Below are 16,928 nucleotides of genomic sequence, written 5' to 3'. Positions count from 1 at the left end.
TCCCAAGTTCAACAAACTATTTGTTGTCGGTGGGGCATTTGTTTTTCTCCAACGAAAGGCCTTATTTAGGGCCTTCGATCGAAAGTGACTGGGTTCGATGTTGGTGGAGACGAAAGTCGAGCGCGCAGCCTTCTCAACTGCATTGTACCGGGGGCTTGATGCGAATGTTGCGTCGGTTGACATACAGCTCTTACATTTTGGAATGACTTCCGGGCAGATTACTGTGGGGATCACTTCTTCGACAAGTGCAGCGGAGCGAATCCTAGGCCACCCGACGCATTGTTCACGCGAGGGTTTTGACTTGGATTCAACGGTGACAAGATGCTGCCATTCGCGACGTAGTAGGGCTCCAATCTCACCGGGCTCGGAACACTGTTCAGCCTCGATCGCGATGCGGCGTTTGTACTCTGCTGTAAAGCGACGCCGAGCCGCTTTCCCAGTCACCTCAGGATTTTTCTCAATTTTTCTTGTCGGCGTTTTCGGTCATGTAAACTCTCCGTGCCCTCAACTTTGCAAAATTTCAAAGTTGTCTCACTCATGTTGGCACAGAGGGGAAGCATGGGCACGTGCATGACGAAAGCTGTCGAACTCCTCCATCCCAAGAAGTTCGTCTCGCAGTAGGGCTTTGGAAGCTCTCTGCGCAACCATTCATCCATAGATTACCTGTCACCAAACCGCTTCGAGCTGAACCTCAATCCTTAAGGAATGGCGCGCCCGTCAAGCGTGGGCCACCTCAGCGGATGCAATCGGGAACGTCGTAGGCCACAAACAACTCGAACAGACGATTAATCACATCCTCGCTGGCCATGCTTCGCGAGACATCCAAGGTAATGCACCCAGGGCAATCGCATTTGATTCGCCTTGGAACAATTGCTGCGTTGTAGTTGGTTCCGTCAAATTAGCAAGCGATTTGCTTGCTAATCAAAGGAACCAAGTTGGCTAGTTCTGGCCAACTGCTGAGCCCAAAGGACTGCCCATGATTACAAACACGCCTGTGATTTTTGCAACGTTTGAAAACTTGCCCGATCCCAGAGCCCAGGGCGGCAACAAGCAACACTCACTTTACGGAATGGTCGTCATTGTTGGACCAAGCCATCGACGAAATGCTTGAAGACTCGACAGAGGTGGTCTCTGAGCGTGAAGCATTTCTTCTGCGAGAGTTACAGTCGAAGATCGAAGCGGAAGGTTTGCTGGCTAAACCCAACGATGTAGTGGTTGTCGCGGCTCGTAGTGCGTGGAAGGAGTACAACGACATACACGCCTAACCAAAGGCGATCGGTCGCGTGGTGAGCGACCAATGTTCCTGGCTGACCGACGTTGTGTCGACAGCGAAAGCAACAGTCAATTGCTTCCACACTTTGGCTGCAGTGGTTCGCGAATCGAAATACTCGACCGAGATAACTTCGCGACCAATGGCAACGGCAAGACCGATAGTCAGTCGTTGCGATCGTGGTGTCACAACGCTTCCCGTACCTCGCTCGGATCGATCCTTGGCTTCGGTAATCGCCTGCGGTGGAATCGAACCAGTCGAAATCTTAGATGGTCGCAACTTGTCTAGTGCCAACTGCTGCAGCGCGAGATCACTTGTTCAGGAAACACAGCGATTATAGAGCGAAACCTTTTGGCAACTGCTTCCACTGATTTTTTCAAGGAAGCGATCTAGCACTTATCGACACCCATCGATAACGGTCGTGAAAAATTGCAAGTACTGCTCAGCATGGGCTTCTATCCGATAGTGGGATCGCGTGTTCTGGCTTAGTTCTTTCAACTTACGTAAGCTATCGGGGTTTCGTAATTGATTCGCAAGTACCTCGGCGGAGTCAAATCGAATGACTGCTTCATATTGGTGCAGATATTCTTTGTACGCCTCGTACCCGTCGAACGGAAGAGCGACGGGGACCCCACTTGCGACACTACTGATCAGTCGATCGGGAACCGAAAGATGGACTTGCCGGCTAGAGGCGAGCGACGGGGTTATGAACCCGCCAAGCGTAGCAGGAAATTGCGTTGCAAACTTGATTAGTTCAGGTAGAGAACGCCGAGCAAAGTAGTGCTGATGTGGGTGTTGCTTGGCTTTTGGATCGGCCGGGCAATAGTGAACATTTATTCCGCAGTTCATCAATTGATCTAAGAGATTCTCGGAACGGGAATGAGTTTTCAATTCGGTTCGCCCCATATGCAAAATTGAAGGAGTCGAATAGTCGCACTTTATATCGATTGAAGGGCTCATGGTTCCAGACCAGCACGGAGGGATTACAGTTGAATGAACTTGAATTCCTCTAAAAATCCTGCGCTCGAAATAGTATTTCATTTGATGGGTCGGGAAAATAAAACCGTCCAACTTTGCTGCAGCTCTACGAAAGAGCTGATCCGCTAAAACCATGCTTCTTCCCGTAAATCCCTTTGGGTGACACAGAACGTTTGCGACAACTGCCGTTCTTGGTCGCTCACGTTTTATCGCAATCGCATCAGCTAGCGGGTTGGTTGCCCAATAAGCCACCAAGACATCGACATCGTTAGAATCAATTGCCCCGAGAGCGTCCTTGAGATACGCTCGGTGTGCGGTGCCCTTCCATTGCATGCAACCTCGATACAACTGGCGTACAATTCGGATTTTGCTCGCCTGATAGGCTCCGCTATTGGGAGAATCTGGAATGCGAATGTATTTTGCGTTAATGCATGAAGCCAACGACCCTAGTGCATCAGCATGATCAGATTTCGGCTTCCCCAAGAAACCAATGGATAGCGGCTTATTCTCAACTGTCAAAATTACTGCTCCTAAGATTCGTATTGCCTGCCGGACAACCCGTGGATATCGTGGTAATGTCTGTCAATCTCTCGACCTGGCAAATTGGTTGTCAGCTGCAATTCTACCCCTTGCGGGCGGCTACTGCGTGTAGCAATAATTGAGGATTCTCGTATCTCTCAACCCTTCTTAGAGGAACAGTACTGTGCCAAACACGAATCTAAGCTCCGCCAATGTGGATTTTTTGCAAGAACGTGGCTTGCCGACCGAAGTCGTTGCTGCAGCAGAGGAAGCGTATCTGGGATTTAAGATGCAGATGCGCCAATTCAAACGGCAGCAAACAGGACGTGGAAGTGCCGAAGCAAACCTTGCCGCCAAGAAGCTTACGCTTGGGCTTTTTGAGCATCTTCGCAAGGAAGCAGAGTCATATCTTGATAAGCACGCTCCTTGTAAATCCTGAATGGCTTTTTGAGACTCATTCTGTGAGGCTTAAGCGATTCGGGATGAACGAAGCAATCTGCGTGGAAAAACTATGAAGAGCATCAAGGAAGATCTGACGCACGCGTTGCTTTCGATAGCGAGTTGCAGGCCAAGCCGCATCTGTGCATGGTATGTGGCATGCTAGATCTAGCCGATCGCCTGCTTTTTCGAAGGCAGTTTTTGCTAGCAGGGCACAATATACGGCCCCCGAAAGGTTGGTGTTCTGCGCCCATTTCGCCTGACAAAGACCTATTTTGGCACCCTGATCTAGAGGTGTATCAGCAGATATATGGGAGAAGGAAAGTTTTTATCTTGGGAGTGATGGTCGATCCGCGATCACCTTCATTGGGCCACGACGAAATCGCAAGCAATTTACTTGAGCAAGCAAATTCGCTCGACACTGCCCTCCGTTTGACGGATAGAATGACCGGTCGCTGGATCGTTGTTTGGTATGACACGCACAGGTCAGGAATCTGGGGAGATGCAGTTGGTGCCAGGTCCATTTTTTACGCATCAACGAAATCGGGTTTAGCATGCGCCTCTCAGCCAAACATCCTACATGAGTGCTGCGAATTGAGCCGTTCGGATGACCCGACGGTTCGTGAGTTCCTCGAGTCTGTCACATTTCATGAACTTCAGCACACGTGGTTTGGCACGAAGACACAATTTCGTGAATGCTCGCTTCTTCTGCCTAACCACTACCTCGAACTGGATGCAGCTAAAGTAGTTCGTTTTTTTCCGTACAAAAAAATCGCGTCCTTGGACATGGACGAGGTGATTGAAATTGGTCGAGAGCTAATACAAGGAGCGATATCCGCGCTGGCCACAAGATATACTTTACATCTGCCGGTCACAGCTGGCCTAGATAGCCGGATATTGCTTGCTGGGTCTAAAGACGAGCTACATTCGATGCATGTCTTTGTAGACAAGATGGGTTCGCTTGATGACAACCACCAGGACATACGCATCCCAATGTCCTTAGCGAAGACGCACGGATTCCAACTCCACGTTAGGAATACGGTGGAACCACTGACTGACTCGTTGCGACAAATACTTAACCGGAATGTTAGGCACGCAAGCGATAACAGACGAACACGCATGGTTGCGGGACCTAAGGATTTGAGCCTGGATAACGTTGTGACATTGACAGGGCTTGGTGGTGAACTTCTTCGAAAGAACCCGCGTGAAACCTCTCGAACCTCCGTAACCAAGACGAACATTGGAGATTTTCTTTCTAAAGCGTTTTGTGGTTTTGGTTACTCCCCATGCAAACTGGTGGAAAACGAATTGAGAATATGGGGCAATGCGCTGCCTGACTGCGCATTTACGTTTCCAATTCTCAACCTAGCTTACTGGGAGCATCGGATGGGGAACGGCATCTCTCAGCAGTTCGCCGAACACGATCTCGCCTGTGAGACGATAAGCCCATTTGCCAATCGAGAACTGATTGCCTCGTTCCTTGGAATAGACGGTATTCTGCGTGTTTCCCCCGAACACAGAGCATTACGAAACTTGATTGAACGTCTTTGGCCAGAAATACTGTCCGAGCCACTTAACCCCGATACGAATTCCACGTAGTGTTAGCGTCCGCTCTCACTCGATGTGACTTGTTCAGAGAATCGCCAACTGATGAATGTACTATTTTTGTCGGCGGGAGCAAACGCTGAGTCCGATTCACAGCGAAGCCTACAGGTTACCGAAAACGTCATACCCAATGGTTGCCTTGCAGACACCTCGACTCACGTTCTGTCACTCCAGGATGCTTACTGCTGGTATATCGTCCCAAGCGATGTGCGGAAACGCCTCGTTTCCCACGCAACTTCCAGTACAACCACTGTCTTGTGCTACGGAACTGCGGGAACTGGGCCCCCGCGTTTACGTAAGCCTGCCAGCGCGATACTGGATGCTTGGGAACGTGACAGCCATCTTGGTGTAAGGGATCTGGATGGAAGTTTTTCGGCGATCATTTTCAATCGCACAAAGAGACAATTTACGTTGCTGAGCGACCCGATCGGTCGTCGGTGTTTACGGTACTTCAATTGCTCCGGCTCTTTGGCAATATCCAATTGTGAGGTTGCATTGATTGGTACTGGCCGATGCGACATCGAATTCGACCTTGTCTCGATGGCGTCTACCGTCGCGTGCGACTGGTCGCTCGGAGGACGCAGCTTCTTGAAGTCAGTCGAGGCTTGTTCGCCGTATCAGTTGTTAACATGGTCCCCAAACTCCCAGATTCAGAAGACGCGTTCGGCCCCGCTTAAACGAGAGCATGGAAGTAATGTGTTCAGCTCAGAGGACGCGATGCTTCATGCAATGCAAGCCAATGTTGCGGAGTTGGCTGAAGGGGAAGAGGAAGTGGAGGTGGAACTAACTGCTGGATTCGATAGTCGGTCAGTGCTTGCGTTGGCGTTATCCGTAATTCCGCCTGACCGCATCTTGACAACGACATCAGGCAGGCCCGACAGCATCGACGTCCGCGTTGCGAGGCAAATCGCAGCCAACAATGGGATTCGTCATATGGCGACCGAACCTCGATTTGAGTCGCAAGAGGCCTTTCTCTACAACTGCGACGTGTTGGCTTTCTACAGAAATGGTGACACAAACTCCAAACGTGCATTTAGACCTGCAATCTCCGCTGGCATCAATCAGAACCCAAGGCTCAGCGGGGGCGCCGGCGGACTGTTTCGAGGGGCGTGCTATCCATGGCACATGGCACTGGATACACCCAGCGATCTGATGAATGCCACGAGTTCCATATTTGGATTTCGGATCGATTCATTGTCCTGGTCAGCCGTTGAAATCGCCGAACATCTAGAAGCGCGCCTGAGATGTATTGTCGAATTCTACTTTCAAGAATTTAAGATCGGGCCAGACCGCTTGGATGCAATAATGCTGTTCGAAAGGTTTGGACGATGGGGACAGGGCGCAAGGCTTCCTGATGAAGCCCTTAGGCACACCCCGTTCGAAAGCACTCGTCTTCTGGAAAGTTTGTTTTCTCTTTCAACTCCATTCGGACTGAACTGCCGATTGCATCAGTTGCTGATTCGAAGTCATTTGAAATCTGCTTACTGGCTACCTGTCAACGGCCATAAGCTGGTCCCCTGGGAACACGCGAGATGCAGGTTTTGCCGTGTAGTGGGAGCCACAAGTGTAGGCCGCAGCCTTTTGAAAAGTTCTCGCCAAGTGCTGAGAGACTGCTACTTGCGTTTCATAAAGCGAAAACACGCAATCGATTCACATATCCTGCAGCAAGATCTTTTCTCTGGACCCGTCGTAGAAATACTACGTGACACTCTGACATCAAGAGGAAGTGTCTCCGAATCTCTCTTTGGATCGTCGGGCGTCGTGAAACTAATCAACGACCATCAACTGTTACGAGTCAACAACTCACAGGTGCTAGGGGCGCTACTCACAATGGAGCGATGGAAGAGCCAAGTCGAAAAGGCGTCTTTGCTTTCAAAATCGACACTAAGCCACTCTTCCCCCCGCCGCGATCTCCAGTAATTCAGAGACCCTCACCAACAAAAATCCTCTCTGCTGAAGGGAATTGATGATTCTTGGGAGCGCCTGAAGAGACGCCTTGCGGCGTGTGCCCATCACGTGAAGCAACACAATTGAGCCAGGACGAATTCGGCTCAGAACAATTTCTTCAATTCTAGCTGGGTCATCACGGTTCCTACGACTTGAGTCTGGCTCTATATCCCACGTGATTGTGTGCTTGCGAAGCCTGGCCAAAACCACAGGAAGCCCGATGAGCTTCTTACAGTATGGAGGTCGAAAATGCGTATCCTTAGAATAGCCGATTGCTTTTATAGCCACGTCAGTTCGCTCTATTTCTTGAAACAGAAACTTATGCGATTTGAAGAGCAGTCTGCTATGAGAGTATGAATGGTTGCCAATTTCGTGCCCTTCACAAGAGATTGCACGAGCGGACTCGGGGTATTTTTCAATGTCGCGGCCGACTAAAAAGAATGTCGCCTTGACCCCCGCGTCACGCAATATCTGGAGAACGCAATCGGTTTCCAAAGGCGTCGGACCATCGTCAAATGTTATGGCAACAATCCTTTCAGTCAAGTTCGCCCTATGAAAAATACTGCCGCAGAATTGCCAACGGCGTGACCGACTAAAACACCAACTCGCCACAAAGAGTACAAGAGCAAAGGAGGTTAGCGATATCGCAACACTCATCAGTGACTACCACCAGGAGCGAGTCCCATCTTTTTTCCAAAGAACCCTATTGGTCCATCGGCATCACCGTCTGAAAGAAAGACGTTTTGCGAAGATTCGAGCAGCGCTGAAAGCGCTGGAGAAGTCCCAAAGACACGTTGGCGATCGATATAGGCCCGACCTCCATTTCGATTAATGGAACTCACCCAATTCTCCTCAGACAAGCATGACAGAATTAAATCGCACCCCTTCGATCCGCAGTAAGCAAAAACGCTAGCAATGACATTGTCACATTCGCGGACAGCAGCCATGCAGTCCCAAAGATACGCGACAATCGCATTCCCGAATATTTCGTCGTCCTGCATCTCTCGTATGACGAGCACGGCCCATCCGATAGGTTGATCACACCTGTCAATGCGAAGACGTAAGTAACTAGAGTTTTCACGAGGGTAAAGACTACGCAAGATCGATGAAGTTCGTTGACCAACGAAAGCATAGTCCCGGCAACAGTTATTCCAAATCACATCACTCCAGTTTCCGAAATCCGGCACTTCGCTGGCATTAATCTCAGGGAGCGGTTCGGGCAATAAAGTGCTACTCGAGAAGCCAAACGATTCTAATCGAAGTGTTTCGATTGGAAGTCGTTTACTAAGCCTGCCCGAGTTCAGTGTCACAAATTGGCACCAGGAGTATTGCGACATTGCCCAACCAACCCGCGGAAGCAACTGAGGCAGAATGCGGTCGGAGCCCCCCATCCCCCAACCGAAAAGCAACGGTTGCCGCTGGTGCATGTCGCGCAAGAGATGATAGACAATCCCACCAGAAGATCTGTTGACAGCCCCTTCCGTGACTGGCCCTTGAACTGCAGAAACGAGTGTCCTAGTGCCACCGATGAAAAAGGGCTGAGTCTTGAGCGCATAGCCTCCCCGAACGACTTCACCATCGACAGCCAAGAAGAACTCGCGGAAAATCTCGGCATTTTCTGACTTCGGCAACCAGGCGGGAATCGGGTCTGGGTAAAATCCCCATTTCGAGCCCTGATCCGCGAGCCGATCGTTAAATGCGCGTACTGCGGAGACCCAGCGGGTATCGTGACAAACGACATTGATAGCCATGGTTTGCTTAGTGCCTAGCAACGAAAGAAGTTTATCGGAGTATCGTCAAAAAAACAAACCTAACCCTGTTTAGGGTTCTGCCGGTTTACACATCGACAGATTCCCGCAATCGTCGTTAGGTCGTCGGGATCGACTTCGAGCAAATCTAGTTCATAACCTGAAACATCATTAACATGGTCAATCAGTTGCACTAACCCCAGCGAATCGATGGCACCAGCCTCAAAGAGATTCGTATTTGCAAAAATCTGCATGTGGATGGCTGGCTCTAATGAGTTTATTGAAAGCCATTCAGTTATGGCTAGCGCGAGTTGACTATCGGTGATCATTTGTTAGTGTCCTCAGAAAATCTTTTCGTTTCAGCACTCATTCAAAATTCAAATTGCATTCGGCAGAGTTCGTCAAACTCGTTCCAAACGAAATTCCAAGTCGTTTTCTGGTGCCTGCGCGGCAGCCCTCAAGTGTTCGCCTCTTAACTTCCGCCGATGGAGATGCCTTTCACGCATGCTCAGGCCGTAGGCATTTCTTTGCTGCGATCCAAACCCCGTGGACGGTGCTTCCGTTAAGCTTAGAGGGTGCGTCCGCTTGTAGTACAGAGTATCTTGCAAATTGCGGATGCGAAAGAAATGAGATGCTCGCAAAATGAAATCCGAGTCAGCAGCGATTCTGGCAGTACCGTCAAATCCATTCAAGTAATGCAACACAGCTAGGCGAACCATCATCGTCGGCTGAAGAAGCACGAACTTACGGCCAAGCCAAAGCCCAAAATTTGCGTTTCGGACCATCTTTCGGCTTGAGCAAACACTCCCCGCATCAGAAACATGTGCAAAACTACAGCCGACCATGTCTGCACGAGATCGGTCTAGAAATGAAACCTGCTTCCGAAATCGGTCTTTGTGACTAAAATCATCGTCATCGTGAAACGCAACAAATGGACCTTGAAGCCTTGACAAAATAGCGTTCTTAATCCTGTAGTGCCCTACGTTTTGAGAGGTTTGGTAACAGCGAATCCGCGCGTCGTCTCGAAAGGGACGCATGATCGATTTCCAATCGTCTGTCGACGAGCAATCATCCACAAAATGCAGAGTCCAGTTTGAGTTGGTTTGTTCCGTAATCGAACGAACGGCGACCTCGAGGTACTTGGTAACCTCAAAGTGTGACATGACAACGTCTATATGGCTCAATAAGTCGCTCATATGGCTCCCAGGCCCAACGAATCTGTACCGCAAAAATGGAAGTATCTATCATGCACGCCGCCGAAAAGCCTTTGTCGGAATGACCTTCGTACATGTCCTGTGCTATAAAGGGTGCTTGAGCCCGTCTTGGAATACCGCCACGCGCCCACCAAGATTCTTGCACAGATCAATCGTCCAGCGAAGATGTGATGGCGTGACACCGTAGGGACTTGGGGTCATCGCTACATCATGTGAATAAAACACAGTCCATCCCTTAAGCCGGACCGTTTTTCTGATCAATCGTTCCACTCGCTCCCGGCAGAATCGCGATGAGTAGAGGCGATTGCTCCTTATCATCGCACGGTCAATGCTCGCAAGATTTATACCTGGAAAGGATCCACGGCACAGATGGAAATTATTTCCGGCAAACGACTTGACCCGGCGGGTAATCGAACCGAATGGGTACGAGAAACAGACGGGCTCACCAACTCGCAACAATCGCGAAAGGCTTTCCTTGCCAGACAAGGCATCAGCAAAAAACACATCGGGCGACACTCTATGAGCGTTGACATGACTGAAGGTGTGCGCGCCCAGAGTGTGCCCCCTTTTAACCAGATCAAGTGCCTGGGACTTTGAGACAAAAGACGACGAAGGCGTTTCGATATATTTGCCGCAAAGAAAAAAGGTTCCCTCGCAACCAGCATCTTCGAGGATTGGGGCGCCAAGACGGTATGCCGTCGTTGGAGCGTCATCAAACGTGAAGGTAAATGTGGGCTCATCGGCTATACTTACGAATTGCGAACGCGTTCCAACGCGAAGGCATGACTCGATCAAACCTGCTTTGGCAGCTGCGCATAGTCGACGACAATTAGATCTTGGGGTAAACATAAAAAGCTGTTGTTCTTGAGTAGAAAACAATTGTCGTGTTGATCACAGCGAACAGCGTTCAAATCGTCGAATACAGATCCCGCAGGCGAGTTACGTTTCGTTTGGACGTATGTGACATGCAGAACGGAGTGGCCAGAACGTGCAGCCAAATCAAAAATCCATTTTAAGAAATAGTGTTCAATCATCTTCGATTGGACGCGGCAACTGAGCGCAAAATTGCTGACTCTGCTGACCCCCGACTCCGCCACAAACGTAGCGATCCCAATCGTTCCGTAGTCTCCATACTTGTCTTTGCACCGAGCTAAGAAAACACTCGTTTCGTCAGAGCGACTCACGTCAAGTAGTTCGGCCCGAGACAAGATGGTACCCGAAAAGTTCAACTGATGAGTTCGCGTCACAAGTTCATAGGCACGATCCAACGCCTCCTCCGACATTGTACTTATCGTGAGATCAAGCATGCATTGCTTTAAGAACACTTGGAAATCTGCAAGCCTCGAACTGTCGTGCTGGCGTCTTTCCTCAGCCTTGTAAGAATGTCTTCGCTGAGTCGCTTCGGTTGAAACCGCAGGATTGAGGATATCCATTGAAGCATAAGATTCCATTTGTGATGGATGAACGCATCGAATCCTGGGCAACATTGACTGGACCTCGGCACGCTCAAACGCGGAATCGTCTACGAAAAGCACCGAGTTTTCGTCAACATTGAGCGCGCGTACAATGTCAACAACATTCTGGCTCTTCGGACGCCAATTCGCTTTCGCAAAAATGAAATACTCAAAGACACCCAACTCGGTCAGGACTGACACCGCTTGATCGAAGTCGTTTTTGCTTGCGATGCTCTGGACGATACCTACTGAGTCCAAATGCCGAACGGCATCAAGTAAGACTTGGTTGGGGCGGACATTTTCGATCCCGTTCTCAATCAGGGTCTCGTGCCATAGCGTGCCATCGAGGTCCCAAATCACAGCCTTTACTGCATCGCTACCAATCGCGTCCGTGAGGCGATCAGTCGCTTTGTCGTAAAGCGAATCGCGGTCGGACAAGAATGCCATCGCCGCAAAGAACAAAGTGCGTGTTGAGTGTGGTTCATTGGCGAGGTGGGGGTCGATCGACACTAGGAAGTCATGGCTGTCTAGATATACAGGGGAGAACACGTCAGCGCTTACTTCGATGCAGTTCCATCCTGCGTTGAGAGGGGCGAGAAATTGCCGGTTCAGCTTTGGTTCTTGTCTTGATACGAAGTTAATGCTGATTGGTGCGGGTGCCCGTTCATCCGTATACACCTCCGCTACGAACTTTGTTGGCGAGGCTCTGATGCTAGACAATTTGCCAGATGATGCCACCCTTTGCTTCAGCTTTCGAACGATCCTCGCGACGATTGCTTGCCTTGATAATACTTTAATGTTTCGAATCGGTGACCTTCGAGCCAATGACTCAGCAAGTGATACTAGCCATTCAATTTTGCGTACTTGGACTGGGGTTCGCATAACACGGCTCCCATATGCGAGCAATGTTCCCCATTGCCTAAAGTCCACTCGAACGATAGCTCTTGGCCATTCCGCAGTCATGCGAACAAATACAATTCCATGACTAAATCTCCGGCATTTTCCATCGGGTCTAGCTTCATAGAACTCGCAAGTCTTAAAGCAGGCGGGCATAGCGCACTCGGTGCAATGCTCTTCCCAAGGGAGCAACGAAACTGCCGCGACCGAGTTTGTCCAATTAGATTCGGGGTCTTCACTTGGCGATGAAGCATTGTCGCTGGCCGAGATGATTTCGAGTTCAAACATGGCATTAATTCGCGGAGCCGTTGTCTCATGGACCAACGGTATCAATGGAGCGAGTCTGCTATTTCCTAGTCAATATATGGTCGCCGAAAACAAAAGCATGAACATCTGGAGCGTTCTCGAAGTCATCGAGTACGTGCATGTAGTTACAAGCGATTGCCTTGTTTCTGGCATTCAATGATGTATTTATCAGCCCTGGAACTCCAGTGGCTGCATAAAACTCATCCAGAATCGCAACCAACCGCGGGTTAGAATGTGCCGCCGGAACGGTCTGAATCCTGGCTGTATTATCCACGTGCGTGGCCTCTGGCAGGAATAGCTGAGGCATTTGGTATTGGTAAAGCATGTGCGGTGACAGCGGTTGATTTGGAAAGTGTTTCGAAAAAGCGGCGTCAGTCATGATCGGTGCAAGTGGCCTAAACCACTCCCGCTTTTTTATTTTTTCGCTAACCAGTGATCGCATACCTGGAGTCTCGGGGTTTCCAAGCAATGACCTGTTCCCAAGACTTCTTGGTCCGATCGCTGCTACTCCATCGCAGTACGCTATCACTTTACCCTCGTCCAGGTATCGGGCTACTACCTTCGGGTCAAAACAAGATGATTCGAATCGGTGGTCATCAATCTTAGGCTCTGAAGTTGTGTCCGGCCCATTAGACCAAACGGAAAATGTCGAAGGATCGATGCTGAGGTGAAATCGGAGTGCGTACAGCGCGGCGCCGAGCGCATGGCCTGAGTCATTGCAGGCGGGGGGGATCGCCAAATTTGGATACAACTCTCGAAGCACAGTATTTGTTGGCAAGTTCAGGGCGCAACCACCAGATAACGCGACGTTTTTTGCATTGGTCAGCGAAACGAGACGCTGAATTTCGTTCTTCAAGGACTCAGTAAATAGGCTCTGCAGCGCCTTGGGAAGGGCGAACTGCATTCGCTCCGAGTCGACGATTTCTGACCCCGCTGATCTTACTAGATTGGCCGCTTGTAGCCGCTTGTCATCCGATAGAGCATGCAAATTGGAAGGTAACTCTCTCAGAAGAGGGCGAAGGTCACCGTCATCGAAGTGGTGGTATGCAGAGAGTGCCATGACCTTGCCAGCGCAGGAAGGAGACTTTCCCATACCCAGAAACCAGCTGACTCCAGTCCATCCGATTCCCGTTCCAAACCATGGAAGGGTGTCGCTATCCACAAGTGCCAAGGCCTGATCTTGATAGATATACGCCGAGTTGCGAGAGAAGCTGCCGTTCCCTTCATTGACGAAGGCTAATGTGCCTTCTTGCCAGCCCGCAAAGTGACACGCAAGCGTCGCATGAGATGCTTCATGAGCGACAACTAAACACGGCGTCTCTATTCCAAACGGCGAGCATCGTGTCAAGAACTGATTTCCGCCTTTTGAGATGCAATCTTGCGCAAGATGTTCATCCGCAGGCCGAATTCCGAGTGCTCGCCCATTTAGATTTGTGCTCGCTGCCACCAAAGTGATTTCGCGATCGATACCTGGAAATCGATTGGCAAGGTGCTCAAGCACCTTTTCCACACGCCCGTCGTGTTTACGCCGGGTCAATCGCTCAGTCTCGATTGCGTATTCAAGCACTCCGTGCCGAAAAACCGCAACCCCTGTGTCATGCCCGCAGCTATGTATACCAAGCACTACACTCATCAGAAAAACTCCTCGCAGCCAAGCAGCGACTTTGAGCCAAAGAGAACAGGACAGGCGACAGGATCAATCAATGAAATCTGATAAGTGCCGTCGTGTGTGGGAAGAACCGCGTCGGTATGAAGAAACGCGTTTGACTCAGACCGGAGATGTAGCACCAGTGTTTTCCTTGGATGCTCGCTAAAGTTGGGGCCACTTCCGTGGATCAGGCGACTGTGGTGAAACGTGACCGTTCCCCGGCGCGGTGTGTGAACGCGTTCGTCCCATTCACAGTCTATATGCGGAAGCAAACGCTCACGCAAAACATTCAGTCCACCCGTATGACTAAACCCACTCCCTTCCGCACGTTTCAGCAACTTTCCGCGATGTGACCCATTAACGTAGCGGACTGGACCGCAGTCTTCATCAACATCGGTTAGTGAAATAAATGCCGTCGTAAAATCGCCGTGCATGAAATTCCGCGCGTACTGGCCGTCTTGATGCCAACCGATGTACCCCACGTTCTCCTCGGACCGGGTGACGGGTGGTTTTCTCAACGCGTGTATGAACCACGCCTGAATTCCGTTACAGCCAATCAGCCCAGCAGCAGCACGACCAATGCCGCTCCCTTTTAGAATACTGCTGATGTCGGGATCACAAATGCTTGGATAGGACACGCGACACATTTTCGAGGACACGCTGATGGGTTCGGCTGTACGGTATTTGGGCGGCATGCCAGATGCATAATCGCCTTCGATAACTCGGTCTATTCGGCGTTCCAAATCGACAATAGCAACTTCATCAATAAGATGCTCAAACTCGATCAAGCCTTCCCGCCCGTACGCTTGGATTGCGTCAGGCGTCGGTCGTCCGTCTATAATTAAAACCATGTTAAAGGACTCTGTGAAATATCAGTTAAATGAGGACTACCACGGAATCACTCTCCTCGGTCGTCCAATGATGCCTCGCAAGATTATTTCGAGGACGACAACGCAAAAAAACACAAAATAGAGTAACTTTAGCGCCCATCTAATCACTACGGATAAACGCAGCGATGGACGCTCGATCGGCGCAAGCGGCCAAAGGCCCCAAAACAGGCAGTTCTGCATGTACAGCATGCTCTTTTCATACGGGTAGTCAGCAAGAAAAACCGCGTGATTCATTAAGATCCGCCGTATCCTTCGTACATTTCCACCGAACGTTGATACCCCGACCGTGAAACGGCACACCGCTTTACTGGAAATGATCAGTCGATCCATTGGATCGGCTGAAATCGGCCTCAGAAGCTCGAAGCACACAAAGCCGTCGTCCGAAACGTACCGAAGCGGAATTCCATTTCGGAGGACGGGAAATGACACGAGTATACAGCACCCGTGAGGATAGTTCATTGCGGGGCGAGTGAATTCCTTGGCCCACTTAAGCGCTCTTCCGGAAGTCGTTCCGTGCGCGCTGCCGATCTTTTTCGCACCAACGGCGCACGGATGCGTAACTGACTTCCACTCCTCTACCAATTGAGAGATGCAGTTTGGCTCAAGACTCACGTCATCGTCGACCCATCCTATAGCAGAAATATTTTGCGTGTTTTCGATAACGGCGTTGAGGGTATCAGCTTTTCGGAATCCATTTAGAAGCAAACCAGACACATGGGTTTTATCCTGGTCGCACGTACTAAGCATCGACAGCAAATGATCTATCCCCCTGTTCTCATCTTTACTAAGTTTCCATTGCAGCCCAATAATCATGGCAATGTCGCAATCAACGTGTTCCGCCTGCGCCTCGGCCACCTGACTTGCCATTACTCGAATCATCGACGAAATCGCCTTACTGCTTCTTTCTCGCATCGTCGGCAACACAAAAAGTATTGCACGACTTGCTCGACTGACATTCGGAACGGCCCAAGGCTGACAGCGTAAAGTCTCTGAGCCATCTCTGCTAAAAAAACGCACTGATTGAGGTCCGTTGTAGGCAGGGCGATAACCGTTTCTTACGAGCGAGGCTATTCCAAGAAATATTTTCTTCTTTAACATTTCATGATCGGTAAAAGAGTCCCAGAGACCTTCTTCGCTGCGTTCATCAGAGAACTAGACAAGCCGGTTGCTCCCAATTTAGCAGCCGAATTTCCAATCTCTTGCAACTCTGTCGTTAATGTGTCCAAGCATTTCTCTCGTAATCCACTCGTACGGATTTCCGCATACAAATCCGCCAGTTTCTCAACCGATACCAATGACGGTCGTTCCCGAACGGCTACAGCTATCGGGAACGTATCCCATCGTCCCGCTTTGGCGTCATCATCGAAATCAACCACGTCATCTAGCCTTGCACACCAATCGCCAAAACGCTGTGCGAGTGCGATGAACGGCGATGCCTCGCTCGTGTTCAAATCTAGCTGAGACGCAATTAATCCATGGAAATTCCCAATCCGTCTCGCGGCCTGAGCCTCAGCGTTTGAAATAGTTTCTGGACTACAGGGAGCTGGAAATCTGGCTCCTGAATTTACAAACATCGGAATTAAGGGCGTCACGTAGTTCGAGAAGGCTTTTCGCCATTCTTTGCCCTGCCATTCGTCAGACGCAAGACATCGCATGAGCAGCAAGTAAAAGAACATCAGTTCTTTCTCAGACGGACATTCGTCCGCGTCGACTAGATCGTCTGCGACCGAGGTAGACAAGCTAAAGCAGATTGTCGAGACGGATTCACCAAGGCGCTCCCGCAGGTCATTAATCCCGATCGAGGAGTACTGCGAGAAAAACCACACGGCAGGATATGCCATGCACTTACCTCCGTAGTATTGGGCAACCGGCGACAACTTGCTTCTTGTCCCTTCTGGCAACTCAATTATCAGTTCGCCGATTTCGTTCATGACAGCTTCCGTCACCATGTCGCGGACCGATTGTGCATCTATCAGAGGTGCGAGCAAATCTGAAACATAGAACTTTTTCATTG

At 50.1% G+C, this 16,928-nt stretch carries 15 protein-coding genes; 3 read left to right on the top strand and 12 right to left on the bottom strand.

The genetic code is table 11. The features are described 5' to 3' along the window. The first annotated feature begins 1,001 nt into the window (after positions 1–1,001). A complete protein-coding gene (locus SH528x_RS19235; RefSeq protein WP_442505076.1) occupies positions 1,002–1,265 on the top strand; it encodes a hypothetical protein in 264 nt (87 codons plus the stop codon). On the opposite strand, the gene SH528x_RS19230 is transcribed toward SH528x_RS19235, so the two are convergent. Together SH528x_RS19230 and SH528x_RS19225 are read right to left on the bottom strand one after the other, a co-directional pair. Beyond that, entirely contained in the window at positions 1,262–1,549 is a 288-nt protein-coding gene (locus tag SH528x_RS19230) for a hypothetical protein (RefSeq protein WP_442505075.1), read from the bottom strand. The genes SH528x_RS19235 and SH528x_RS19230 overlap by 4 nt on opposite strands. A gap of 117 nt (positions 1,550–1,666) precedes the next feature. Further along, positions 1,667–2,767 carry a hypothetical protein gene (locus tag SH528x_RS19225; protein ID WP_442505074.1) on the bottom strand — a complete coding sequence of 367 codons (1,101 nt, stop codon included), beginning with the start codon at positions 2,765–2,767 and terminating at the stop codon, positions 1,667–1,669. Positions 2,768–2,951: 184 nt separating this feature from the next. On the opposite strand from SH528x_RS19225, the gene SH528x_RS19220 reads away from it, so the two are divergent. Both SH528x_RS19220 and SH528x_RS19215 read left to right on the top strand, forming a co-directional pair. Further along, positions 2,952–3,206, top strand: coding sequence for a hypothetical protein (locus SH528x_RS19220; protein WP_442505073.1), 255 nt, complete (start codon positions 2,952–2,954; stop codon positions 3,204–3,206). Between the two features lie 338 nt (positions 3,207–3,544). Further along, entirely contained in the window at positions 3,545–4,804 is a 1,260-nt protein-coding gene (locus tag SH528x_RS19215; RefSeq protein ID WP_442505072.1) for a hypothetical protein, read from the top strand. Positions 4,805–6,694: 1,890 nt separating this feature from the next. On the opposite strand, the gene SH528x_RS19210 is transcribed toward SH528x_RS19215, so the two are convergent. From SH528x_RS19210 to SH528x_RS19165, 10 genes are all read right to left on the bottom strand, one after another. Then, entirely contained in the window at positions 6,695–7,414 is a 720-nt protein-coding gene (locus SH528x_RS19210) for a polysaccharide deacetylase family protein (RefSeq protein ID WP_442505071.1), read from the bottom strand. After that, on the bottom strand, positions 7,414–8,508 hold the full coding sequence (locus SH528x_RS19205; RefSeq protein WP_442505070.1) for a hypothetical protein: 1,095 nt from the start codon (positions 8,506–8,508) through the stop codon (positions 7,414–7,416). The genes SH528x_RS19210 and SH528x_RS19205 overlap by 1 nt, the downstream gene beginning before the upstream one ends. Before the next feature lie 59 nt (positions 8,509–8,567). Continuing rightward, positions 8,568–8,834 (bottom strand): phosphopantetheine-binding protein, encoded by a 267-nt coding sequence (locus tag SH528x_RS19200; protein ID WP_442505069.1) that lies wholly within the window; start codon positions 8,832–8,834, stop codon positions 8,568–8,570. A gap of 72 nt (positions 8,835–8,906) precedes the next feature. After that, on the bottom strand, positions 8,907–9,668 hold the full coding sequence (locus tag SH528x_RS19195) for a glycosyltransferase family 2 protein (protein WP_442505068.1): 762 nt from the start codon (positions 9,666–9,668) through the stop codon (positions 8,907–8,909). Positions 9,669–9,803: 135 nt separating this feature from the next. After that, on the bottom strand, positions 9,804–10,568 hold the full coding sequence (locus SH528x_RS19190) for a polysaccharide deacetylase family protein (RefSeq protein ID WP_442505067.1): 765 nt from the start codon (positions 10,566–10,568) through the stop codon (positions 9,804–9,806). Continuing rightward, positions 10,511–11,722 (bottom strand): HAD-IIIC family phosphatase, encoded by a 1,212-nt coding sequence (locus SH528x_RS19185; RefSeq protein ID WP_442505066.1) that lies wholly within the window; start codon positions 11,720–11,722, stop codon positions 10,511–10,513. Before SH528x_RS19185 ends, SH528x_RS19190 begins: the two co-directional genes overlap by 58 nt. Before the next feature lie 694 nt (positions 11,723–12,416). Continuing rightward, complete coding sequence (locus tag SH528x_RS19180; protein WP_442505065.1) at positions 12,417–14,009, bottom strand: carbamoyltransferase C-terminal domain-containing protein; 1,593 nt, start codon at positions 14,007–14,009, stop codon at positions 12,417–12,419. Beyond that, a complete protein-coding gene (locus SH528x_RS19175) occupies positions 14,009–14,812 on the bottom strand; it encodes a phytanoyl-CoA dioxygenase family protein (RefSeq protein ID WP_442505064.1) in 804 nt (267 codons plus the stop codon). Before SH528x_RS19175 ends, SH528x_RS19180 begins: the two co-directional genes overlap by 1 nt. 99 nt (positions 14,813–14,911) lie before the next feature. Further along, positions 14,912–16,012, bottom strand: a complete 1,101-nt coding sequence (locus tag SH528x_RS19170) for a hypothetical protein (protein WP_442505063.1) — start codon at positions 16,010–16,012, stop codon at positions 14,912–14,914. Next, positions 16,006–16,926 (bottom strand): hypothetical protein, encoded by a 921-nt coding sequence (locus tag SH528x_RS19165; RefSeq protein WP_442505062.1) that lies wholly within the window; start codon positions 16,924–16,926, stop codon positions 16,006–16,008. The genes SH528x_RS19170 and SH528x_RS19165 overlap by 7 nt, the downstream gene beginning before the upstream one ends. Between the last annotated feature and the right edge of the window lie 2 nt (positions 16,927–16,928).

The organism is Novipirellula methanifontis (assembly GCF_052161655.1).
GTDB lineage: Bacteria > Planctomycetota > Planctomycetia > Pirellulales > Pirellulaceae > Novipirellula.
Note: the sequence above shows the minus strand (reverse complement) of the source record. Positions and strands in the feature narration are given on the sequence as shown.